This is a genomic window from Photobacterium sp. GB-56, from assembly GCF_003026105.1.
Lineage (GTDB): Bacteria > Pseudomonadota > Gammaproteobacteria > Enterobacterales > Vibrionaceae > Photobacterium.
In genome coordinates this window covers 139,857-163,658 of record NZ_PYNW01000009.1, presented here as the reverse complement: position 1 = coordinate 163,658, position 23,802 = coordinate 139,857, and the positions used below count along the sequence as shown (strand labels likewise).

18 protein-coding genes are annotated in these 23,802 nt (G+C 42.3%); 4 read left to right on the top strand and 14 right to left on the bottom strand.

The genetic code is table 11. The features are described from left to right. Nucleotides 1-12: 12 nt before the first annotated feature. From C9J42_RS13805 to hemL, 8 genes are all read right to left on the bottom strand, one after another. The gene (locus C9J42_RS13805; protein WP_045130276.1) at nt 13-984 is read right to left on the bottom strand and encodes an ABC transporter ATP-binding protein; all 972 of its coding nucleotides are present in this window, start codon (nt 982-984) and stop codon (nt 13-15) included. After that, the gene (locus C9J42_RS13800; protein WP_107246750.1) at nt 984-2,027 is read right to left on the bottom strand and encodes an ABC transporter permease; all 1,044 of its coding nucleotides are present in this window, start codon (nt 2,025-2,027) and stop codon (nt 984-986) included. Before C9J42_RS13800 ends, C9J42_RS13805 begins: the two co-directional genes overlap by 1 nt. A 2-nt stretch (nt 2,028-2,029) precedes the next feature. Continuing rightward, on the bottom strand, nt 2,030-3,016 hold the full coding sequence (locus C9J42_RS13795) for an ABC transporter permease (RefSeq protein WP_107208596.1): 987 nt from the start codon (nt 3,014-3,016) through the stop codon (nt 2,030-2,032). Between the two features lie 148 nt (nt 3,017-3,164). Further along, the gene (locus tag C9J42_RS13790; RefSeq protein ID WP_107208595.1) at nt 3,165-4,841 is read right to left on the bottom strand and encodes an ABC transporter substrate-binding protein; all 1,677 of its coding nucleotides are present in this window, start codon (nt 4,839-4,841) and stop codon (nt 3,165-3,167) included. A 781-nt stretch (nt 4,842-5,622) separates the two neighbouring features. Continuing rightward, a complete protein-coding gene (locus C9J42_RS13785; RefSeq protein WP_233217742.1) occupies nt 5,623-9,009 on the bottom strand; it encodes a response regulator in 3,387 nt (1,128 codons plus the stop codon). A 298-nt stretch (nt 9,010-9,307) separates the two neighbouring features. Then, nucleotides 9,308-10,330: a 16S rRNA (guanine(1207)-N(2))-methyltransferase RsmC gene (rsmC, locus tag C9J42_RS13780; RefSeq protein WP_107287486.1), complete on the bottom strand. Its 1,023-nt coding sequence runs from the start codon at nt 10,328-10,330 to the stop codon at nt 9,308-9,310. Between the two features lie 145 nt (nt 10,331-10,475). Then, nucleotides 10,476-11,561, bottom strand: a complete 1,086-nt coding sequence (locus C9J42_RS13775) for an AI-2E family transporter (protein WP_107246749.1) — start codon at nt 11,559-11,561, stop codon at nt 10,476-10,478. Nucleotides 11,562-11,908: 347 nt separating this feature from the next. Further along, a complete protein-coding gene (hemL, locus tag C9J42_RS13770) occupies nt 11,909-13,219 on the bottom strand; it encodes a glutamate-1-semialdehyde 2,1-aminomutase (protein WP_107246747.1) in 1,311 nt (436 codons plus the stop codon). Nucleotides 13,220-13,544: 325 nt separating this feature from the next. Here hemL and clcA point away from each other — a divergent pair, with 325 nt between their 5' ends. Next, nucleotides 13,545-14,948 carry a H(+)/Cl(-) exchange transporter ClcA gene (gene clcA, locus C9J42_RS13765; protein ID WP_107208591.1) on the top strand — a complete coding sequence of 468 codons (1,404 nt, stop codon included), beginning with the start codon at nt 13,545-13,547 and terminating at the stop codon, nt 14,946-14,948. Between the two features lie 61 nt (nt 14,949-15,009). Further along, on the top strand, nt 15,010-15,351 hold the full coding sequence (gene erpA / locus C9J42_RS13760) for an iron-sulfur cluster insertion protein ErpA (protein WP_107208590.1): 342 nt from the start codon (nt 15,010-15,012) through the stop codon (nt 15,349-15,351). 79 nt (nt 15,352-15,430) lie between these two features. Here the strand turns inward: erpA and C9J42_RS13755 are convergent, their stop codons facing one another. After that, on the bottom strand, nt 15,431-16,651 hold the full coding sequence (locus C9J42_RS13755) for a peptidoglycan DD-metalloendopeptidase family protein (RefSeq protein ID WP_233217685.1): 1,221 nt from the start codon (nt 16,649-16,651) through the stop codon (nt 15,431-15,433). Between the two features lie 210 nt (nt 16,652-16,861). Between C9J42_RS13755 and tyrS the strand changes: the two genes are divergently transcribed. Then, complete coding sequence (gene tyrS, locus C9J42_RS13750; protein WP_107208588.1) at nt 16,862-18,049, top strand: tyrosine--tRNA ligase; 1,188 nt, start codon at nt 16,862-16,864, stop codon at nt 18,047-18,049. A gap of 212 nt (nt 18,050-18,261) precedes the next feature. After that, nucleotides 18,262-18,882, top strand: coding sequence for a DedA family protein (locus C9J42_RS13745; protein ID WP_107208587.1), 621 nt, complete (start codon nt 18,262-18,264; stop codon nt 18,880-18,882). A 53-nt stretch (nt 18,883-18,935) separates the two neighbouring features. On the opposite strand, the gene C9J42_RS13740 is transcribed toward C9J42_RS13745, so the two are convergent. From C9J42_RS13740 to C9J42_RS13720, 5 genes are all read right to left on the bottom strand, one after another. Further along, nucleotides 18,936-19,547, bottom strand: coding sequence for a trimeric intracellular cation channel family protein (locus C9J42_RS13740; protein ID WP_045083709.1), 612 nt, complete (start codon nt 19,545-19,547; stop codon nt 18,936-18,938). Between the two features lie 98 nt (nt 19,548-19,645). Beyond that, nucleotides 19,646-20,488, bottom strand: coding sequence for a vitamin B12 ABC transporter substrate-binding protein BtuF (btuF, locus tag C9J42_RS13735; RefSeq protein WP_107287484.1), 843 nt, complete (start codon nt 20,486-20,488; stop codon nt 19,646-19,648). Next, entirely contained in the window at nt 20,488-21,444 is a 957-nt protein-coding gene (locus C9J42_RS13730; RefSeq protein WP_107287483.1) for a cobalamin biosynthesis family protein, read from the bottom strand. The genes btuF and C9J42_RS13730 overlap by 1 nt, the downstream gene beginning before the upstream one ends. Nucleotides 21,445-21,516: 72 nt before the next feature. Then, the gene (mtnN, locus tag C9J42_RS13725) at nt 21,517-22,215 is read right to left on the bottom strand and encodes a 5'-methylthioadenosine/S-adenosylhomocysteine nucleosidase (protein ID WP_107246758.1); all 699 of its coding nucleotides are present in this window, start codon (nt 22,213-22,215) and stop codon (nt 21,517-21,519) included. Nucleotides 22,216-22,380: 165 nt separating this feature from the next. Then, nucleotides 22,381-23,793, bottom strand: a complete 1,413-nt coding sequence (locus tag C9J42_RS13720; protein WP_107246741.1) for an FAD-dependent oxidoreductase — start codon at nt 23,791-23,793, stop codon at nt 22,381-22,383. Nucleotides 23,794-23,802: the final 9 nt, after the last annotated feature.

Here is a 23,802-nt window from a genome sequence, read left to right as displayed (position 1 = left end):
CCTATTATTTTATTAACCACGTTTAGTGAATAGGTGGCAGTTTGATAAACGTCCTGGTTCAATTTGTGTCAGCTGGGTTGGTGTTTTAAAACAAGCATCGGTTGTTTTGCTACAACGTGCTTGGAAACGACAACCTTGTGGTACTTCTAGTAAGTTCAATGGGTTACCAGGAATACCTGTTAACTTTGTTTTTGGACCAGTTAGAGGAGGGAATGAGCTACCCAAGCCCTCAGTATATGGGTGGAACGGTGTTTCTAGAATTTGCTTAGAAGGGGCAACTTCAATTAATTCACCTGAATACATGATGCCGATACGGTCAGAGAACTCGACCATTAATGACAAGTCATGAGTGATGAATAGGATTGAGAAACCAAATTCTTCTTTTAATGCGTAAATCTTTTGTAGAATTTCACGTTGAACCACAACATCAAGTGCTGTTGTTGGTTCATCCATGATGATCATCTTAGGATTTAGCGCAAGAGCAATCGCGATGACCAAACGTTGACGCATACCACCAGAAAACTGGTGAGGGTAATCACGTAAACGGCTAGGGTGGATATCAACGATTTCTAATAGGCCTTCAGCACGGCGAACTGCTTGCTGACGAGACATATTAGTGTGGCGCATGATTACGTCACAAAATTGCTCTTCCATGGTTAATACAGGGTTCAAAGCGTTCATTGCACTTTGGAACACCATCGACATTTCGCTCCAACGGAAGGCTGACATTGCCATATCCGATTTCTTTAAAATGTCACCATGGCCTTCAAAAATTACTTCACCACCGGTAATGAATGCTGGCGGCTTATGCAGACGCATCAGTGAGAAGGCAACAGTGGATTTACCACAGCCTGATTCACCTGCAAGACCGAATATCTCACCTTTACCAATGTCAAAGCTGACATTATTTACTGCGCGAACATCACCGGCATCTGTAATGTAATCAACACACAAGTTACGAATTGAGATTTGTGGATTGGTCATTATTTATCTCCCCCTTGTAGGGCTGGCTGAGGAGCGTCCACAGCGTTTGCTTCTTTTTCTTCTTTTGCATTCTTAGCATTTTCTTTTGCTAAGTTTTTCCAGCGGCGCATGCCTTTGTGTGAACGTAACTGCGGGTTGGCAATTTCATCAACAGCAAAGTTAAGCATCGCAAGACCGATAGCAATCAGTGTTAGTGCAATACATGGTGCTAATAGCTCCCACCAAGCGCCAACTAACATTGAAGATGATGTTTGTACGTTGTACAGCATCACACCCCAGCTTACTGAGTTCGGGTCACCTAAGCCTAAGAATGACAGTGTTGCTTCAGTCATGATGGCAAGCATTACCGAGCCGATGAAGCTTGCACCAACGATTGAGATTAGGTTCGGTAGAATCTCAACAAAGATAATACGCCATGAGGATTCACCTAATACTTCTGCTGCTTTTACAAATTCCTTTTCACGCAGTGATAAGGTTTGCGCTCGGACAACACGTGCGCCCCATGCCCAGGAGGTCATGGCAATAACCACCGCAATGGTCATTGGACCTGTTTGACCAATAAAGGCTGCGATAACAAACAGTAAGGGGAGCTGCGGTAGAACTAACATGATATTCATCGCAGCGGTTAAGACTTCATCGACTTTACCGCCAAAATAACCTGCTGAAATACCAATGATGGTTGCTAGGAAACACACCATTAAACCTGCACCAAAACCTACCGCTAGTGAAGTACGCGCGCCATATACTAGCTGAGACCAGATATCACGACCCATACGAGATGTGCCTAGTAGGTGCTCTGCATCTTTGGACATTAATAGACGACGCTTGTTATCAGCTAAGTTTTCAGCGATCCAACCGTCTGGATTATCTTGTGCTGCTTTTACTACAAACGCAGGGTACTCATGAGGTTTTCCTGTTCGTTTGTCTGGTGAAAACTGTGTAATCAGCGGAGCAAAAATAGCCCCTAGAATAAAAATAGTGATGATGCTAAGGCCAAACATAGCCTTAGGGTTACCAGATAATAATTTAAATAAGGCTTTCATAATTATTTGCCTCCTTTACGTAGGCGAGGATCTAGCACAACGATCAGGATGTCGGCCATGAAGTTAAAGAACAGCATGAACATAGTCATAATAAGTAACTGACCTTGAAGAACTTGGTAATCACGTGAGTGGATAGCATTAAGCATTACGGTACCAAGACCTGGGTAGTTAAAGATGATTTCGACAATTAACTGACCACCAATCGCCATACCTAGGGCCATAGAAAGTGCTGTTACACTTGGTAGCATTGCGTTACGTGCTGCGTAGTTAAATACCACACGGTTTTCACTTAAGCCCTTACCTTTTGCCATTGTGATGTAATCTTCGTTTAGCAGGTTGATCATGTTATTACGCATATTGATCAAGAAACCGCCGATTTGAATGACTGTGGCACAGAATAGTGGTAGTGCTGCGTGGTAAAGCACGTCTTTGTAGAAAGCCCAGCTTGACCAGTCAGGAATAACGCCCGGCGTATATGCATTGCCTGTAGGGAACCAACGCAAGCCGATAGCAAAGGTGAACATCACAAGCATTGCAATTACAACCGGTGGAACTGCTTGAATAACCAACATACCTGGTGAAATGAATGCATCATAAGTACTGCCGCGTTTCCATGCCGCAAAAATACCTAGTACAGAGCCAATACAGAAAGAAAGCATTACAGCTGAGCCAGCTAAAAATAGTGACCAGCCTACAGCGCCACCTAACAGTTCATTAACTGATAGTGGATAAAATTTGATTGAGGTACCTAGGTTCCACGTAAACACGTTAGCTAGGTAAGAAAAGTATTGTTCATATATTGGACCATCAACAAAGCCTAATAGCTTTTTCATGGCTTCAATACGCTCAGGGGTTACCTGTGCGGTTGCGTTCGCGAACATCATGGTAACTGGGTCACCAGGCATTGCACGCGGAAGAATAAAGTTTAGCGTTGCCGCGAAAATCAGCGCGATAAAATAAAACGATAAACGACGTAGAAAAAATCCCATAACTCACACCTTACACATCCAGCTTGCCTTCCTGAGCTGAATTCAGGACGTAAAACCCCCTGACGCAAGGCGCCATACCTTTTATAGAAGAAAGGATTGAGGGGAAGAGGCGGTGCACAAGGCGTGCACCGCAAATATTAAGCAGATATTATGCTTTTGGTTTTAGATCCAGTACTTGAAGTAGACGCTCAGGAACACCAGCCCATACCATTGGACGGCCTTGAGGGTTCTTCTCATTCCACCAACCAGTGAAGCGAGTTTCGTTGTATTGGAAGTTGTTTGCACCAGACATCACTGGAATCGTGATTTGATTTTCAGCAATGATTTTCTGGATGCTATGAGCAATCTTCAACTGCTCATCTTTGTTAGCTGTTTTGTAGAAGCTGTCTAGTAGCGAGTCTAGCTCTGCATTCTTGAAGTAGTGCATTGCAAAACGAGGCATACCTTCACCAGATTGTAGGCGTGAGTTGTACGCGCTATCCCAGTATAGGTGTGGATCAGCACCGTGGAAGTAGTTTGTGTAAGCTACATCGTAAGTACCGTTTAGCATCGCTTCGTTGTAAACAGCGAAGTCAGGTGTACTTGCTTTCGCGTTAATTCCCGCTTCTTGAAGCTGCTCTACACCTAGCTGTACAGTGTTGTTGAAGTCAGTCCAACCGTTTGGAGACTGAACTGTAAGTTCGATCTTCTTACCTGTTGGTGTTTCTACGAAACCGTCGCCATCAGTATCTTTAAAGCCTGCTTTCGCTAGTAGCTCTTTAGCACCTTTCACATTGTATGTGTTAAATGCTTTGTACTTGTTGTGTACCGCTTCATCTGACCAAGTTTTGAAACCATCACCTAAGCCCGATGCGTAATCGTTCGGCATACCTGCACCGTAGAATGCGATGTCGATGATTGTTTGACGGTCGATAGCCATTGAGAACGCACGACGGAAATCAACATTGTTGATCGCTTCTTTGTTACCATCTTTTGGCGACTTGAAGTTCAACATGAATGACTGAGTGCCCGCAGCTGGGTACCAGTATTTGTGATTTGGGTTTGCCGCAGCGTAAGTGCTGTCGATGTCTGGAATGAACGATGAAGTCCAATCTAGCTCAGAGTTAATGATCTTTGTTAGCAACTGATCGTTGTTCGCGATCTGAGGAACACGTAGACAGTCAACTTCTAGGTTGTCGTTATCCCAGTAGTTAGGATTACGACATTGAACGTATAGCTGAGGAGTGAATGTATCAATCTCAGTAAACGGACCTGTACCTACTGGATTTTCGTTAGTGAAAGTTGTTGGGTTTTCAACTTTGCTCCAGATGTGCTTAGGCACTACTGGTACGAAAGAAATTTCGAAAGGAACGTTCGAGTTCGCTTCAGTTAGATCGAAGATAACCTTGTTACCGTCTTGCTTAACTGATTTAACCCACTTGTTGATACCACGTTGATCTAGTTCTGGATTCTTCTTAAGTAGGTCAAAAGAATAAACTACATCATCAGCAGAAAACGCTTTACCGTCAGACCACTTAACGCCATCACGGATTTCGAACGTTACTTGCATTAGGTCGTCAGACATGTAGTAGTCTTTCGCCAAACGCATTACTGGCTCGTTACCTTTCATTTGGTTGAAAACAACCAATGGCTCGTAAACGAATTCAGTCGTAGTACGAAGGTTTGTAGCTAGGAATGGGTTAAAGTTACGTACCATTGTAGGGTAAAAGTCTGGTACGACTGTTAGCTGGCTTTTCTCTGCTGCAGACGCTACTGGTGCTGTAAAAGCGGTTGCTGCTGCAACAACGGCAAGTGCTAACTTAGTTTTGTTAATATTGGCAAGCATAGCTGTTCCTTACTCTTTGCTCTGTTTCACTTAATGGAAATTAAAGTTTGCTCCATCATTGGAGCCCTTGAACTTACTTCATCGGAACTGAGTAACGCTGAACCGGTGAATGGCCTTGTAAGCTCTCAGTGCGTTAAATATTCGCTGTAATGGATAAATCGTCAATCAAGCTTCCCGTCAAAATTGTCAAAATAACCAATAACAACGTCAAAAACGTTAATTTTAGGTTTTGTTGTTACTGTTGAGTAGATGTTAAATGTGTGTTACATCACATTTGTATCTATCGGTGGTGAAATAATGCTTTGAATTGGTCTAATCTTAACTTGTTGTTTTTATTTGCTTTTATTGTTTTCGTTTGGTTTTTTTTATGTAATGTGTGTTTTTTGAGTCGTTATTTCCGTGTGTAAAATTTATCGTCAATGTTTGTTGTGATTCGCTTCTCATAAACAAAAACTAATTCCCTCTTCTATCATTATGGAGCTTAAATAGCTTAAATTGCTTTAAAAATAGCCAAAATATAGAGTGTGACTGATGTCATTTTTATGGTTTTTAATGTGATATTTTCTTGTTAAAAATAACAGTTTCATCTGGTGAATAAGAATAAATTTTCGTAAGAAAGGCCATATCGTTATGCTGCTAGGTGAGGCTCTTCTGACGTGAATATTTACTTATGGATGTAATGCTAAAGAGATAATAAGAAGGATGGTTTGACGTTTGTATTTTACTGGCATAAAAAAGGCTCCCGTAAGAGCCTTGATATTTAGGATGTAATAAGACTTAATTAGCTGGTACTAATTGTATGGTGTAGTTTGTCTCGCATTGCCACTACATGTTGGCGCTCTACTGTTGTTTGAGTACAGCGCTCTAGAACGTAATCCATGGTGTTGAGCACTGTACGCCAACGTGGGGTCTTGGGTAACGTATCGATATGTAGATATTTATCAAGAGTACGTGTTTGTAAGGTGCTGCGATCAAGATACACTCGCCACAATCCACTTTCCTCTGCTAATTCAAATTTGGTTTTCTTGGCGTCATTTTCCCATAATGAAAGCGTCATCGTCATCGACTCAACCATAAGTTGACGAATAATATCCCCTTTATTTTGTCCGCTACCATCCAGCTTATCAGCCAAGCGTGTGAATTCACCACCAAGCTCTCTGAGTTGCTGTAAGTTATTCTTGTCGCCGTTAAAAGCAAACTCTGACAACATATCAACGGCATTTTCTAGTAAGCCTATACGATGATCTGCCGAAGGACCTTGGTTATCAAAAACAAACATTTGTTTAAGTCCTGATTCTTCAGGAAGGTTAATAATGTCGGTTGATAATGTTTGGATCTCATCATTTATAACGAAGCTCAACTTGCCATTGTAATGGTGGCTGTCGTTAATACCTATCGGTAGCTCTGTGGCGATAATATCCGAAATAGTATGGCGCTCAAGTTGCTCTGGTGAGCGTTTAAATAACTTACCAGCGGCACTATTAACATAGCGAATACGACCTTCACTTTGTACACAGATAATTGCTTCACTGGTCGTGTCAAGAAGCCCTAGCAAGCGGCTTTGTGCTTCTATTAGGCTGATTTCTACTTGCTCTCGACGATAAATTTCTTGCTGTAAGCTTTGGTTCTTTTGCTTTTCATGTTCAGTCTTACTGGCTTGCAGGTAAGCTTGAATACGAGCAATTAACTCTTCTTTATTAAAAGGTTTAGTTAAGTAGTCATTAGCCCCACACTCAAAGCCTTTGATGCGGTCTTGAATTTGCCCTAATGCAGACAACATCATTATTGGTAATTCAAAAATCGAGTATTGCTTTCTTAATAGGGTGCAGACTTCGTAGCCACTCATCTCCGGCATCATAATATCGAGTAAGATCAGATCTGGACGTTGTTGTTGGACAATATCTAATGCCTGATGACCGCTCTCTGCTGTTTTTACTCGATAGCCAGCAAGTCGGAGAAAATTATTTAAAATCTGAAGGTTTACGGGTTCATCATCAACCACGAGAATAAGATCACCTTCAGGGTTTTCAGGTAAATTGGTGCTTTCACAACTTCTGGAATCTAATGCCGGTACTTGGAAGTGCTGAAGTATAGAGTCATTAGATATCGCATTGATCTGCTCTTTGGTTGCAAGGTTTAAGGTAAAGCTAAAGGTAGTGCCAATCATAGGCTGACTACTTACATATAAGCGCCCGCCCATTAATTCAATAAGTTGACGACTAATTGATAAACCTAGACCTGCGCCTTGTCGGTAGTTGGTCGAATTTGAGTTTGCTTGAATGAGGGGCTCAAAAATATGCTCTAGCTGCTCACTTGGAATACCTTGCCCCGTATCGACGACTTGTACACGTAATTGCTGTTCTAATACTGTGGCAGAGATAATGATCTTACCTTCAGATGTGTACTTAATCGCGTTACCGACAAGGTTATAAAGTACTTGTTCTAAACGTTGCTCATCGGCATCAACGAGTGGCAAATCTGCAGGAATTTGATTAATGATCCTTACCGGTTTGTTACCAAGCAAGTGACTAGAAAGCTCCAGTACTAATCTCACCGCGGCTGACAGATCAATCGCATGGCGATGGATATCTAAATCGCCATAACGCATTTTGTGATAATCCAGCAAATCATCGACAAGGTTAGTTAAACGTTGTCCACTATTGATGATCATTTCTAACTGACGACGTTGAGAATCTTTTACGGGTCCATTCGCTCCAGCAAGTAAAGATTCTGCAATGCCCACCATGCCATGAAGTGGGGTGCGTAATTCATGAGATGTGGTTGCAAGGAATTCATCTTTAAGTTTATCTGCTGTCTGTAGCTCATTGTTTTTCTGCTTGATAATCTTAAGGCTTTGTTCTAATTCGTCATTTTGAGTTTTAATTAAACCTATTTTTTCGCGAATAGAGCGCTGCATACGTGAAAAGCTTATCGCCAGACGACCAATTTCATCACTACGTTCAGTACCTTCGATGACTTGGTCTAAATCGCCACCAGAGGCTTTTTCTGCCGCCCAGGTTAACCGCAGTAAGGGGGCGGTAATTGAATTAGACAATAAGTGAGAGGCAAAGATCACCAAAATAATCGCGCTGATCATTGCCACACCAAATATTTTTTCTAATTCAGTAATACGAGCAAAGGCTTCTTTTTCGGGTAGTTCAACGACTAGTGCCCATTTATTGTTAAGGATATCGAGTGGTGAAAAGGCACTCAATACTGAAATGTTATCGTAGTTTTTAAAGCTACCCACGCCTGATTTGCCAGCCAGTGCTTCCCTGATACTTTCACTTTTTAACGTTGTGGGAACCCCTGTTTCTGCCGCGAAACGCAGTTTGTGATCTTGACCAATCAATAAAGTTTGAACGTAGTTCGCATTATTACCAAGGTCTTGAATAAGCTCAGAAATCGCTTTATTACTTAACTCCATAAAGACGTAACTGTGCAAATAGCCTTGCTGAATGATCGGGGCGGCGAACCATGCGGTTGTGTCGTCTGTGTTTGCAGATTGACTAAAATCGGTAAAAGTAACCGGTACTTGATCAGGTTTAGCCTGACTTTGTTTGGTTTTTGCAGTAATCGCTTCAAAGGTTTGTTTTAAAGCTGGCGATGCTAGGGCGTTGGTAAGTAAATTGACGCCAAACAACTGGTGATTGTGAACGGAGTAAACCACGTTGCCTGAACGATCAACTAACATGATATCTTTGAAGTCAGAGCGTTTTAAATACTCTTTATAAACAGCGTTGTAGCGCTTATACATCAAACGATAGCGCTCATGTCCTACATAAGTCGTTTTATTATGGGACTCATTTTTTTGGGTAAGGGTTTGCGAGAAATAATGAGCATGTCCTTGAGATGCAAGTTGCTGTGTTATGTCACCGAGTTGATGGTAAGCACCGACTAAGCCATAAAAACGACCGCCACTGTTATTCGATAATTCAGAGCGAGCGAAACTCTTCACCTCAGATTCTTTCGCTGCGAAAAAGCTATAAAGCTGCTTTTGCTTATTATCACGTAAAGAAGCTAAGTGATTGATACTTTGTTCAGCAAGATCTTTGGTATGAGAGTTTAGAAAATATAGGGCAGATAAAACCAAAGGTGTGATGCTAAGCACAATAAAGGCCAACATTAGCGTATGTTGGAGACGTTTAAATCGTTTGGTATTCTGCATTCCGGTGCCTGAATAAAATGATTATCGTTCGATTTGGATTGAGGAACAGTGACTAACGTTAAATTATAAAACGTTTTAAAAGTAACGTTTTTGACAATTTTTCCGTTCGTTAGAAATCACTAAGTCCATATATATTAATATAATACTGCTTATACTGACTTATTTGAAGTGATCAAGTACAGCGATAATGAAGCGTGTTGTAAAACACAGAATTAACGGTTTTGACGGAGTTTTGATTATAAAAAAGGGACAACAATGTCCCTCTTTAGATAAATGTTCCGTTAAAATAAATTAACGGTTATTTAGTTGCGGCGTAAATATTAAATTTATTTGTTTTTGCCGTAATGTTGCACTCACCAAGGCTTGCTTCAATTAATGGCGGATATTGTAAGAAGCTGTTGGCGACAATGACGAGTTGACCGTTATGGCTAAGGTATTGCGGCGCATCATTGATAAATAGCTCAGTTGCGGCATAAAACGTTTTTAACCCAGCATGGAACGGTGGGTTGCTGATCAAGAACTGGTATGGGCCCGTTAACGTCTTATAGACATCGGTAGCGGTGAACTTACTCGCTTCAAGGTTATTGACCTTAAATGTTTCTTTTGCCGATTCAATGGCTAACGCACTGATATCACACAGCTCTAAATCAATAGTGGGGTATTTAGCTTTCATCACCGCGCCAATCACACCAGCACCACAGCCAAAATCTAATACTTTGCCGTGTAATTTAGGCAGATTGTTAAGCAGTAATTCTGAGCCTTTATCAAACTCACCATGGCTAAATACGCCAGGTAAAGAGCGAACAGTAAGTTGTACGCCTGCAATATCGATAGGATAACTACGGAACCAATCTGATAAATTAAAGGCTTTTGGCGTGTTATCACAACGTCCCCAGTAAAAACTGCAGCGACGTGCCGAATCATATTTGTTCAGTGGGCCATATTCTGCAAAGAGCTTTTCTGCACTGCGAACCCCTGAGCGGTTTTCACCAACGATACAAATTTCAACGCCAGTACCGAACTTATTCAGTAGCATGGTTAACAAGTAATCAGCTTCTGCTTTTGCTTTAGGCCAGTAAAGCAGGATCATATCGATATCTAATGTTTCTGTTAATTCAGCACCGAAGTAACTACTTACATTATTAAAACGTTCAATATCTGAGTAGAAGCCATAGTTTGTGGTAAATACCGATACCGTTTGAGCGATTTGAGATAGCTCTGATGCGAAGGTATCACTTAATTCGCCAGCGATAAGGACTTTACGGTTTTCAAAAAACTCAGATTGACGAGCAACAACCTGGCTCGCGGCGCAATAAGACATGTAACTGGCCTCAATGTAGACATCATAAATTTGGGAGCGAATTGTTCCATAATTATGTGCCGTTGAAAAGAAATCAGCAGTAGAGAGGAAGATTGAATAGAAGAAAAATGCCGCCCTAGAATCGAAGCGGCATTGTAATGATAGGTTAGTGAGAATCTTGTTGTTCTAAGAAGTCTTTAAATTCAACTTCATACATTTTAAATAACACGAGTGTTACACCAAAAATGATGGGACCGTAAATCATACCGATCAAACCAAATAATTGGATACCCCCAATGATTGAGAAGAAGATCAGTAGGGTATTCATGCTTGAACTGCCTTGCATCAGCAATGGACGGACAACGTTATCGATTGAACCTACGACAAGCACTCCCCAGCCCGCTAAGAATAATGCCCATTCCCATTGACCGACTAACAGTAAGTATAGAGATGCAGGTAGCCAGATAAGTGCGGTACCTACGACAGGGATTAATGAAGCAAAAGCCATCATTGAGCCCCAGAACAGCCCTGGGAATCCGCATAGCCACATTGCAAAACCACCGGCTAAGCCTTGCGCGACAGCGGTTAGGAATGATCCAAGTACGGCAGATTTTGCGACTTGTTCAACTTCTTCCATAATTGCATCTTCTTGACTGCGAGACAGTGGGATCACATGGCGGATCGCGGCAATCATCTTGTCGTTATCACGTAGCAGGAAGAATAGGACAAATAGCATCATCATAAAGTTTACTAATATGCTAGTGGCGTCTCCAAGAATACGTGCACTAATGTTGATTGCTTGAGAGCCGACTTGAGATGCTGTGGTTGCAATTTTCTGAATGATGACCTGAGGATCAAAATCATGGAACGGTGAGTATTTATCTATATAGAACAGTACTTTTTGAGCGTAAGGGTGAGCAAATAGTTCTTTCGGACCGCCGGATGTGATCCATTGATAACTTTCTTTAGAAACGGTTGTACCTTGATGAACAATGGATGAAAACACCACAAGCAGCGGGATCACAATAATGACGGTAAGCACAAAGCAAGATAACATTGCAGCAGTATTTGCACGGGTTGGCATTAACGCTAATAAACGTTTATGTAGTGGTGCAAAGAGTAATGAAATAATAAAGGCGAGAACAATCGGCCCTAAATAAGGTTCAATGAGTTTGTAACTGGCAAATGCAGCAACAAATAAAGCAATAATAAGGAGCCAATGGCGTGGCTCGATTTTAAATGGCTGTGACACGGTATGTTTCCTTTAATTAATAAGCGTCTTCATTACTGCTGTTATTGATAAAGATTATCATTATAATCATTGTCGCTATAACTTATCGATTATACCCTTTATCGCGGAGATGGCTTATGGGATGTTGTAATTGTGGCTGTGATGACAAAAAAAAGCGCAGACCACCGATTGCACTAATTATTTTAGTCATCATGGTACTGCTTGCGTTATATTTTTGGCAATAACCTTAGCCTTGAGCTGTGGCTATAGTTAAATACAATTTCTGTGTTTTAGATACTAAAATAATGTCATAAAAAAAGGTCACTCATTGTGACCTTTTTTATTTTTATTTATTTCAGCTTTCTGAATTATTCAGGGCTGTTTTCATGTGCAAGCGTAGCAAAAGCAAAGTCAGCTGCTTCAAGTGTTGCATCAATGATTTGATCTGTGTGTGCTAGTGAGGTGAAGCATGCTTCATATGCAGACGGTGCAAGATATACCCCTTTTTCTAGCATTAAATTAAAGAAACGCTTGAAACGCTCGACATCGCACTTGGTTACATCTTCGTAGCACGTTACAGTTTCTTGCTCAGTAAAGAAGAAGCCAAACATCGCACCTACTTGATTAATGGCCAGTGGAACACCATGCTTATCTGCTAATGCTTTAAAGCCATCAGCAAGACGTTTAGTGGTATGAGCAAGGCGTTTTTCATTACCATCTTCAGTTAACACGCTTAAACAGGCATGACCTGCTGCCATTGCAACAGGGTTGCCTGATAGCGTACCCGCTTGGTAGACAGGACCTGTTGGTGCAACAAATTCCATCACTTCACGACGGCCACCGAATGCGCCGACTGGCATACCGCCGCCGATGATTTTACCTAGTGTTGTAAGGTCTGGTTTAATGTTGTAATAGCCTTGAGCACCACCTTCTGACACGCGGAAGCCTGTCATTACTTCATCTAGAATTAATAGCGCGCCAAATTCATCACAGATGTCGCGTAGCCCTTCAAGGAAGCCAGGTACAGGTGGAATGCAGTTCATGTTACCCGCAACAGGCTCAACGATAATACAAGCAATCTCTTCTGGGTGAGCTGCAAACGCTTCACGGACAGAATCTAGATCGTTATAGGTTGCTGTTAGGGTATGTTTTGCAAAATCTGCAGGTACACCTGGTGAGCTTGGTTGACCTAGGGTTAATGCGCCAGAGCCTGCTTTAACGAGTAGACAATCGGCGTGACCGTGGTAACAACCTTCAAATTTTAAGATCTTATCGCGACCAGTAAACCCGCGTGCCAGACGAATAGCGCTCATGGTTGCTTCAGTACCTGAGCTTACCATGCGTACCATTTCCATCGATGGTACTAGTTTTGATACCAGATCAGCCATGGTGATTTCCATTGCCGTTGGCGCACCAAAACTTAAACCTTGTTGCGCTGCATCGATCACCGCATCACGAATCGCTGCATGGTTATGGCCTAAGATCATTGGACCCCAAGAGCCAACGAAATCGATGTATGCATTACCATCAGCATCAAAAATATAAGCGCCATCGGCACGCTCAATAAAGAGTGGTGTGCCACCAACACCAGCGAACGCTCTCACTGGAGAGTTAACACCACCTGGAATTTTTTGTTTTGCTTTGGCAAATAAATCAGCCGATTTGCTCGTTTTGCTCATTATGAGGTCCTATATAAAATAATCAGGCGTAGATCCAATCCAGATCGTTTTCTGTCCTTGAGATTGTAGGCCAGAGAAGTGTGTAGATTGTTATTAGTCCATTGTACCTAAAAGGATGCAATTTAGGGAGGGCGATTTATGGTGGTTATTTGCGTGTATTGAACAATTAATTACAGCAATACTGCAGTACAAGTCACAGTTGCAAAGCTATTTTTCAACATTAGCAGTATAATAAACGCCCATCTTAGATTACTCTTCTAAAATCAATAGTTTCATTTATCCTCCCTGCATCCTATATGCAATCTTTTGACAATACGGCCGAAAAATGACTGATAAAACGCACGGGATCCACATGCCTCCTCATCTTCAACCTCGCGTTTTTGTAAGGCAACTGCTTACTCGTGATAAAACGCCAGTCTCTGTTCTATTTTTATCAGCTCTTGTCGGCATTTTAGCGGGCTTAGTCGGAACCTTGTTTGAAATTGGTGTCAACTGGGTAACGGATCAGCGTACAGAGTGGTTACGTGATGAAATAACCAGTGTACTTCCTTTGTGGCTCGCAGCGTTTATTGTCAGTGCTTTTCTTGCCTTTGTTGGTTATTACCTAGTTAGTCGTTTTGCCCCTGAAGCTGGTGGTTCTGGTATTCCTGAAATTGAAGGTGCGATGGAAGAAATGCGTCCTGTTCGCTGGTGGCGCGTGATCCCAGTTAAATTTTTCGGTGGTTTAGGTGCGTTAGGCTCGGGTATGGTACTGGGTCGTGAAGGTCCTACGGTACAAATGGGCGGTAATATTGGACGAATGATCTCTGATATTTTCCGTTTAAAAGATAAAGAAGGTCGACACTCTTTACTTGCAGCAGGTGCCGCTGGTGGTTTAGCTGCAGCATTTAATGCCCCGATGGCGGGGATCATGTTTGTACTTGAAGAGATGCGTCCGCAGTTTCGTTACAGTTTAATTTCGGTGAAATGCGTAATGATCTCCGCGGTGATGTCAAATATCGTATTTCGTCTTTTACGTGGCCAAGAAGCGGTTATATCTATGCCGCAATATGATGCTCCTGCACTGAAATCATTATGGTTATTCTTAGTGTTAGGGATGCTATTTGGTGGTTTCGGTGTCCTATTTAATCGGATGATTATTTTTGCGTTAGATAGCTTTGTTAAAATTCACCGTAATGAGCGTAAGCGTTACCTTATCACTGGCGCTTTAATTGGTGGCTGCTTCGGTTTACTTCTATTGTATTTCCCAGAATTAACCGGTGGCGGTATTTTCCTTATCCCTCACGCGACTAACGGTGATTACGGCCTTGGTATGTTAATGCTGTTGTTCTTTGCTCGTATTGCAACAACATTACTGTGTTTTGGCTCCGGTGCACCGGGCGGTATTTTTGCCCCAATGTTGGCGTTAGGGACATTGTTTGGCACTTTCTATGGCATGATCACACAAGGCATTTATCCTGATTTAGGCATTGATCCTGGACTATTTGCAATCGCTGGTATGGGGGCGCTTTTTGCTGCAACGGTGCGCGCACCAATTACGGGGATTTTGCTGGTTATTGAAATGACCAACAACTATCACCTTATTTTACCATTGATTGTTACCACTCTCGGTGCGACTATGCTTGCTCAGATGTTAGGCGGACAACCGATTTATTCGCAGTTGCTACACCGAACAATTAAAAAAGAGCGTTTACGCCATGATTCTCCAACAAGTGAGCCTAATACTTGAACAACATAGTCAGGTATTGGATAATCAGCGTAATTAACGGAAGTGTGTGAGAGGTTTTGTAATGAGCGATGCTAATTTGCCGCTAACTTTTTCTGATGTTGCAGCGAATAAAGTAAAAACACTGATCGCTGAAGAAGAAAACCCGAATCTAAAGCTACGTGTTTACATCACTGGTGGTGGTTGTAGTGGCTTTCAATATGGTTTTACTTTTGATGAAAAAGTAAATGATGGTGATATGACCATTGAAAATGGCGGTGTAACGCTAGTGGTTGATCCTATGAGTCTCCAGTACCTAATGGGTGGTACAGTTGACTACACTGAAGGTCTAGAAGGTTCGCGTTTCTTTGTTAACAACCCAAATGCAACAACGACTTGTGGTTGTGGCGCATCATTTAGTGTTTAAAATGTTAACTCGATAATCATTGAGTTAAATAAAAGCCGACAAATATTGATTGTCGGCTTTTTTGTATATAAACAATGGCTTAGTTTAATAATATGTCATTATTAACGACCAGTTTGCCCAATTGCTGAATATGATCAAGTTGTTGTTTAGCTTGCTTTTTAAACGTTACTTGCTCGTTGCCTGATAATGAATTGGCTTGCGGTAAATCTACCGTACGAGGGTTTTTATGCTGACCATTAACCAAGAATTCATAGTGTAGGTGTGGGCCTGTGACGCGACCAGTACCGCCTAAAGTACCGACAGTATCTCCCTGTTTTACTCGTTGCCCTTTTTTGACCATACGCTTAGTTAAATGCAGGTATTTGGTGACATATTTAGCGCTATGTTTGATAAAAACGTAGTTACCATTGTATTTGTTATACGCTGATTCTAATACAACCCCATCACCTGCCGCCCAAATAGGTGTGCCAACAGGAGCAACATAATCAGTGCCTCGGTGCGGCTTTACTTTTCCTGTAACGGGGTGGAGACGACGCGGATTAAAATTTGAACTTACATAGCGGAAGTTGACAGGAGAGCGCAAGAACGCTTTACGCATGGCTAGCCCGTCTTTATCGTAATATTTACCGTCGTTATTGCGAACTGCGGTAAAAGTTTGCCCCATATTGGTAAAGGTTGCGGCTAAAATCTCACCGCGATCGACTGGATAACCATCTAAATAGTGCTGTTCAAATAACACTTCAAATTTATCACCCGCTCTAATATCGAGAGCAAAATCAATATCCCAACCAAATAGCGCGGCAATTTCCATGATCTGATTGGCCGTTAATCCTGCTTTATCTGCGGCACTCCAAAAACTGGTTTTAATGGTGGCATGAGAGAAATTGATATGCGTTTCAATTTCCTTTTTATCCATCTCACTGCTAAAGGTGCTGCCATCGTGGCGCACAATCAAGGTTTCTAAATGATTACGAGGTTGGCGAAGCTCAACTAATTTTCCTTCTTTATTAAAGCCAAATTGAAGGATATTACCTGGACGAAGTCTTTCCAATTGTTTGGTATTGGCATCGGTATTGATAAGGGAATGTAGTATTTTTCCATCTAAGCCGATGTTATCAAAAGCGATAGCTAAACTTTCACCACTTTCAATAACGTGCTTTTTCCATATAAGCTCATCTGTTTTATCTTTACCTGAAAGAGGTGTCGCTGAAGCGGTTGCAATATCAATAGGGTAAGGTTTGCCAATTTTAAATTTACGCTCAACATGAGAAGCGGTTTCTTGCTGGGAACTCGGTATCATTGCAAGCCCTAGCATAGCTATGCTGATCAATATGATAAAAAAGAGGTTCTTCCGTGGAAATCGAGGTGATGAAGTTCCTTTCATACTAAATTTTTCACATATATTCCGAAAAAATAAACGGCCTTCAGTCTAACTGGTTTCAAAAAAGCCTGCTATTCAAGTAAGATAGTCGGCTTATTATTTTTGCCAATTTTGTGGGAGCGAACAAGAATGGCCAGCATTGAACAAGCACTTATTGAGATAAAACGTGGGGTTGAAGAACTTATCCCAGAAGCAGAGCTAATAGCAAAGCTAAAAGAAAACCGTCCATTACGTATAAAATTAGGTGCCGATCCTACGGCACCAGACATCCATCTTGGACACACGGTTATTCTTAATAAGTTGCGTACTTTTCAGGAATTAGGCCATGAAGTCACTTTCTTGATTGGTGATTTTACTGGTATGGTCGGCGATCCTACCGGTAAGAACACGACACGTCCGCCACTAACGCGTGAAGATGTATTACGCAATGCGGAAACATATAAAGAGCAGGTATTTAAGATCCTTGATCCTGCCAAAACCACGATTGCGTTTAACTCGACATGGTTATCAGAGTTAGGTGCAGAAGGAATGATCCGTTTAGCGTCTAATCAAACCGTTGCTCGTATGCTAGAGCGTGACGATTTTAAAAAGCGTTACGGCGAGAATCGTCCAATCGCGATCCATGAATTTATGTATCCATTACTTCAAGGTTACGATTCAGTCGCAATGGAAACAGATGTAGAACTAGGCGGTACTGATCAGAAGTTCAACTTGCTAATGGGTCGTGAGTTACAAAAATCGCACGGTCAAAAACCACAGGTTGTACTGACGATGCCATTGCTGGTGGGTTTAGATGGCGTGAAGAAAATGTCTAAATCTGCGCATAACTACATTGGTGTTGCCGATGCGCCAAGCGATATGTTTGGTAAGATCATGTCTATCTCTGACGATCTGATGTGGAGCTACTTTGAATTGCTTTCATTCCGTCCAATGGATGAAATTGCTCAGTTTAAAGCCGATGTTGATGCCGGTAAAAACCCACGTGATGTGAAGTTCTTACTAGCAAAAGAGATCATTGCACGTTTCCATTCAGAAGAAGCGGCAGAAGCGGCATTGCAAGAATTCATCAGTCGTTTCCAAAAAGGTAACCTACCTGATGAAATGCCTGAGTTTGAATTCGAAGCCGGTCTTCCTATTGCGAATTTATTAAAAGAAGCAGCACTGGTTAACTCAACGTCTGATGCAATGCGTATGATCCGTCAAGGCGCTGTGAAGCAAGATGGTGAGAAAGTAGAAGACACGAAACTGGTACTGGCTGCTGGCAATTATGTTTTCCAAGTCGGCAAACGTAAATTTGCTCGTGTGATGATTAAATAATCACATTGCTCTCGCAGCGTTATTCAAATATGAAAGGATGCATTTGCGTCCTTTTTTTATATTTGTCAAATAGTCTTAATTAATAATAACTTGGCTTTAAATCTTAATGTTTAATGGTTTATGAAAGCTTACTTTCTAGCTTTGATCATTATGCCGACGACGAGAGACAAGCTACTATAAAAGATTACTCTTCATTTTTATATCGACTGGCTATGGAATCGATTCAACATATTATTACTGATCTCACCCCGCTACTGCAGCAATACGGGTACTATATTTTAGCATTGGCAATTGCTGTTGAAGGTATGGGGATCCCAGCGCCTGGTCAGTCGTTATTGATCGTCGCGAGTTTATTGGCATCGTCAGGTAAAATGTCGTTACCTATGGTGCTATCCGTTGCTTGGGCAAGTAGCTTTATTGGTAACAGTATTGGCTACTTTATTGGACGCCAATTTGGTCATATCTTAACGAAGAAAGAATGGATTAAACCGCGAACGCTGACCAAGTTACATCAGTTTATTGACCGCTATGGCATGCTAGGGCTTGTGATCAGTCGTTTTGTTGAAGGCATTAAACAGTTCATGTGCATTGGCTGTGGTATTGCGCAAATGCCAGTGCAACTTTTCTTATTAGGTAACTTCTTAGCGGTCACGATCTGGCTATTGGTATTTGGCGTGGCTCCTGCTTATTTACATGACGAATTAGGGCCTATTTTAGCCTTCTATCATAAATATCAGATGCAATGTTGGTCTGTCGTCGTTGTACTTGCTTGTATACTTGGATGGTGGCTTATCCGTCGATTCAAACGCCGTAAAACCTCGATTGAAGAATAAGATAACCTTGTTTGTTTCGGATTAAAAAACCGCCAGTGTTGGCGGTTTTTTTGTTAATTACGCAGTGCAAAAATAGGCAGAGACAGATTCCACTTAATGGCTGCGAGTCTTATGGTGAGTGTGGTAAAGATACCGATCACTGCAGCAACAGAAGGCAGTACACCTAAAGATAAGCCTATGGTGTGTACCATACCGCCTAGAATACAGGCTGTTGCATAAACCTCTGTACGTAATACCATTGGGATCTCACGTCCGAGTACATCTCGGATCACGCCGCCGCCACAGCCTGTTATCACACCCATGATCACAGCGACCATTGGCGATGCGCCATAACGTAATGATTTTTCGACACCGATAGCCACAAAGACTGCTAATCCAATCGCATCAGCGACAGGAAGAAAATACCATGGCATCCGTTTAGGGCGTTGAGTTGCGAGCATCGTGATAATACAGGTAATAAAAATCACCCATAAGTAATTGGTATCTTTGATCCAAAACACAGGGGTAGCACCTAATGCCATATCACGAATAGTGCCGCCACCAATAGCTGTTACGCTAGCTAGCACGACAACGCCAAAAGGATCCATGCGTAATCGTCCTGCCATGAGTACTCCCGAGGCTGCAAAGATTGCAGTACCAAACATATCGAGAATATAGATGAGCATGTTTATCCCTATTTAATAGAAAAGGGGGAAAGTAGGCAGGCGATTGTACTGCCTAAATGGATAGGTACAACTATAAAATCCATCTTTAGTGAGGTTATTCACAGCAAAGGTGAGGCTTTTCTTTCATTATCCAGTAGTTGACACACTTGCTTTACGGCTTTAAGAGTGCGAAGCGTGGGGCGGTTTAACCAATCGCTATTGAGTTGATAAAGCTGATGATTATCAACCGCAGGGAGTTTACCTTGCCACTTTAACCATGGGCTATTTTCTTTTGACGTTGCATGACGTGAACCGAAAATGACGCTGGGTTGGCGAACAACAACTTGCTCTTGATTGACTTGTGGGTATGCCGCGGTGCTGGTGGCAAAAATATTTTCTCCACCGCAAATATCAAAGACAGGACTCGGCCAGTTGCCATCTGAAATCGTCAACATAGGGCTATCACTTAATTGATAAAAGTAACGTACTGGAGGCGCGTGTTGATAGCGTGCTTTAATTTTGGCGAGTTGTGTTCTAAATGTTGTAGCTGCATTAATCGATTGACTTGGATCATCAGCAAATTTACCCAGTTTGATAATCGTATCTGCAATATCGGTTAATTGCGTTGGATTTGAATAAAAGATATTAATCCCAAGTTGCTGTAAACGAGCCATTTCTCGACTTGGGTTCCCTCCTTTCCATGCCAAAACTAAATCAGGCTTTAAGGTAAGAATTCGTTCCATTTTGATGCCGCGATAATTTGCAACACGTTCTAATTTTTTCGCTTGCTCTGGGTAATCACTGTAGTCGCTAGCTGCAATGAGTTTGTTTCCCAAACCAGCGCTATAAGCGAGTTCCGTCATGTGTGGCGATAAGCTAATGATGCGTTGAACAGACTGTGATTGTTCAGCAAAGGCAGAGGTGAATGGGAATAGAACAACAATGAGAAGTAGGAAGCGCATTAAGCTAGTCCGTGAAAAATAATCAGTAAGCCGCTTTCGATAATGATCCAACACCATAAACGACTTGTCATTAATTGCTGAATTTGTGCAAGGTGTAACGATGCGGGGGCAATTTTCCCTCCGATACGCGGTCGTTCCATTTTCACTTGGTTGTACATCGCGGGACCGCCAAGGGATAAAGACAGTTTGTGTCCGGTTGCGGCTAATAACCAACCCGTCCCTGGTAGCTGCCAATTTTCACCTTGCTGCATTAAACCATGAAAAGCATTTTTGGCATTTTGGCCAAGGGTAATTAATAGTGCAAACAGGCGAAGCGGCACAATATCTAAAATAAGTGCGATACGAATCGCAGGTAAACCAAAAAAGCGGAACTGTTCACGGCTTGGTGACCAAGATCGCGCAAGGCTAATCGCTAAACGATACATAATCGCCGCAATACCACCACCTATGGCATACCAGAATAAGACGCCAATGACATTACGGCCGTAACCAAGTAATAGGGTTTCAGCACCCGCTTTACCTAGTCCAAGCAGTGATAAATTTTCAGTATTACGATTAACGTGATCGGCTAATAACTCACGGCATCTGCCTTTGTGTTCAAGGTTATAGGCTTGATTAAATTGTTTGCCTAATTTAGCAGATGTTTGCCAGTCTATTGCCATCCACAACAGGGTCATTTGGAAAATCGTTTGATACCAAACCAGTTGGCTAAAAGCGAACAATAAGATCAGTACCGTGCCTGACATTAAAAACCAAGCAAGTGAGCCTGCGAGAATACGTTGAGAGGGATTTTCTTTCGGGTGATTAACACGCTCTGCAATGAGCAGTGCGAGACGTTGCCAAATAACAATGGGGTGAAGCGGGTAGGGAATGGGTAAAACCCAATGCAATAATAACGCTCCCCACAAAGCGAGTAGGGAGCTATTAGTTGTGAGTAACGCAACAAGTGATTCCATCATCCGTGACAGCTATTCTCGTTTTAGGCTAGATGCGAAGCAAGGCCACTTAAATTAGTTACTACAATGAGGTTACTTAAGTAACTCAACCATTTTCTCAACCATGATTGATGAGCTTTTTGCTGCAAGTGGCAGGAACTCATCAAAGCTCATTGGCGATTCTTTATCTGCAACATCAGAAATGGCACGAACCACAACAAAGGGGACTTTGAATTGGTGACAAGCTTGAGCAATAGCCGCAGCTTCCATTTCAACAGCAACGACTGATGGGAAGTGAGTGCGAATGAAGTTTTGTTTTTCAGCGCTACATACAAATGCATCGCCAGTACAGATCAGACCGCGAACAGCGTGTGGCTTTTTAGGTAAAGCAGATAGTGCTTGCTCTGCTACATCCATCAGTTTTTCGTCAGAGAGGAAAGCGGCTGGCTGCTGTGCCATTTGACCGATCTCATAACCAAATGCTGTCACGTCTGCGTCGTGGTAGCGAACTTCCGTTGAGATCACAACATCACCAACATTAAGGCTTGATTCAAAACCGCCAGCAGAGCCTGTATTGATCACAACATCAGGTTGGAACGTTTCAAGTAATACGGCTGTGCCTACTGCTGCTGCAACTTTACCAATACCAGATTGTAACAAGACAACATCCGCACCATTTAGCGTACCTGTGTAGAGAGTACAACCTGCTTTGTTGTGTGTTTCGCAGTTTTCTAGTTGTGCTTTTAGGATCGCAACTTCTTGCTCCATTGCGCCAATAATGCCGATTTTCATTGATTCGTTCTCTTGTTGTTCAAGCGGTGCACCGAGGGTGCTGTTGTGTTGATTAGTGTACCATGAGCGATAGAATTTATACCAAAAGTTATCGAGCGCTAATTTTTGAACAATAAAAAAAAGCGGAAGGTTGCCCATCCGCTTTAGTTTGTTTAATTAACGTATTTAGACGTTGAGATAATCCAGTATGCCATCAGCGGCTTTACGGCCTTCATCAATGGCGGTTACCACTAAATCTGAACCACGAACCGCATCACCACCGGCAAAGATTTTCGGGTTTGTGGTTTGATAGGCAAAGTGTGCATCGAATGAGGTTTTGATCCGTCCCCATTGATCCAGTTCAACATCATATGGTGTCAGCCATGGCATCGCATGAGGTTGGAAACCAAACGCCATGATCACAGCATCGGCACCTAATACGTGCTCACTACCTGAGACTGGCTCAGGGCGACGACGTCCAGCGCTGTCTGGTTCACCTAGCGCTGTTTTCACAACTTTAACGCCAGTTACTTTGCCTGAATCATCCACTTCAATACCTAATGGCTGAAGGTTAAACATAAAGTTTACGCCTTCCTCGCGGGCATTTTTCACCTCACGTTTTGAACCCGGCATATTGGCTTCATCACGACGATAAGCACACACCACATCTTTTGCACCTTGGCGGATAGAAGTACGGACACAGTCCATCGCGGTATCACCACCACCGAGTACGACCACGCGTTGATCTTTCATATCTAAGAATGTCGATGGACTTTCTAGTTCCATTACCTTATAGGTATTAGAAATCAAAAATGGCAATGCGTCATAGACGCCTGTTGCGTCTTCATTTTCCAATCCTGCACGCATGTTTTTATACGTGCCGACACCTAAGAACACCGCATCGTAGTCAGCTAGTAGCGATTCCATCGTGACGTCTTTACCGATTTCAGTATTGAGCTGAAACTCAACCCCCATTTCAGTAAAGATTTTACGACGGTTAACCATTACATCTTTTTCAAGCTTGAATGATGGGATACCAAAGGTCAGCAAGCCACCAATTTCAGGGTAGCGGTCAAATACCACGGGTTTTACGCCGTTACGCACAAGAATATCAGCACAAGATAATCCGGCAGGGCCTGCACCGATGATCGCAACTTTTTTATCTGTCCACTCGACCCCTGACATGTCAGGTTTCCAGCCCATCTCAAAGGCTTTATCGGTAATGTATTTTTCAACATTACCAATTGTCACCGCACCAAAGTCTTCGTTTAAGGTACAAGAACCTTCACATAGCCTGTCTTGAGGACAAACACGGCCACATACTTCCGGTAAGGTGTTGGTTTGGTGAGATAGCTCAACCGCTTCAATAATACGTCCCTCATTAGCCAGTTTTAGCCATTGAGGAATGTAGTTATGAACAGGACATTTCCATTCACAGTAAGGGTTACCACAATCTAAACAACGATCCGCCTGCGCACCTGCCTGCTGTTTGGTAAACGGTTCGTAGATTTCAACGAACTCAATTTTACGTACATTTAGCGGTTTCTTTGGTGGGTCGATACGTTCGACGTCAATAAATTGGTAAACATTCTGGCTCATTCGGTTTCC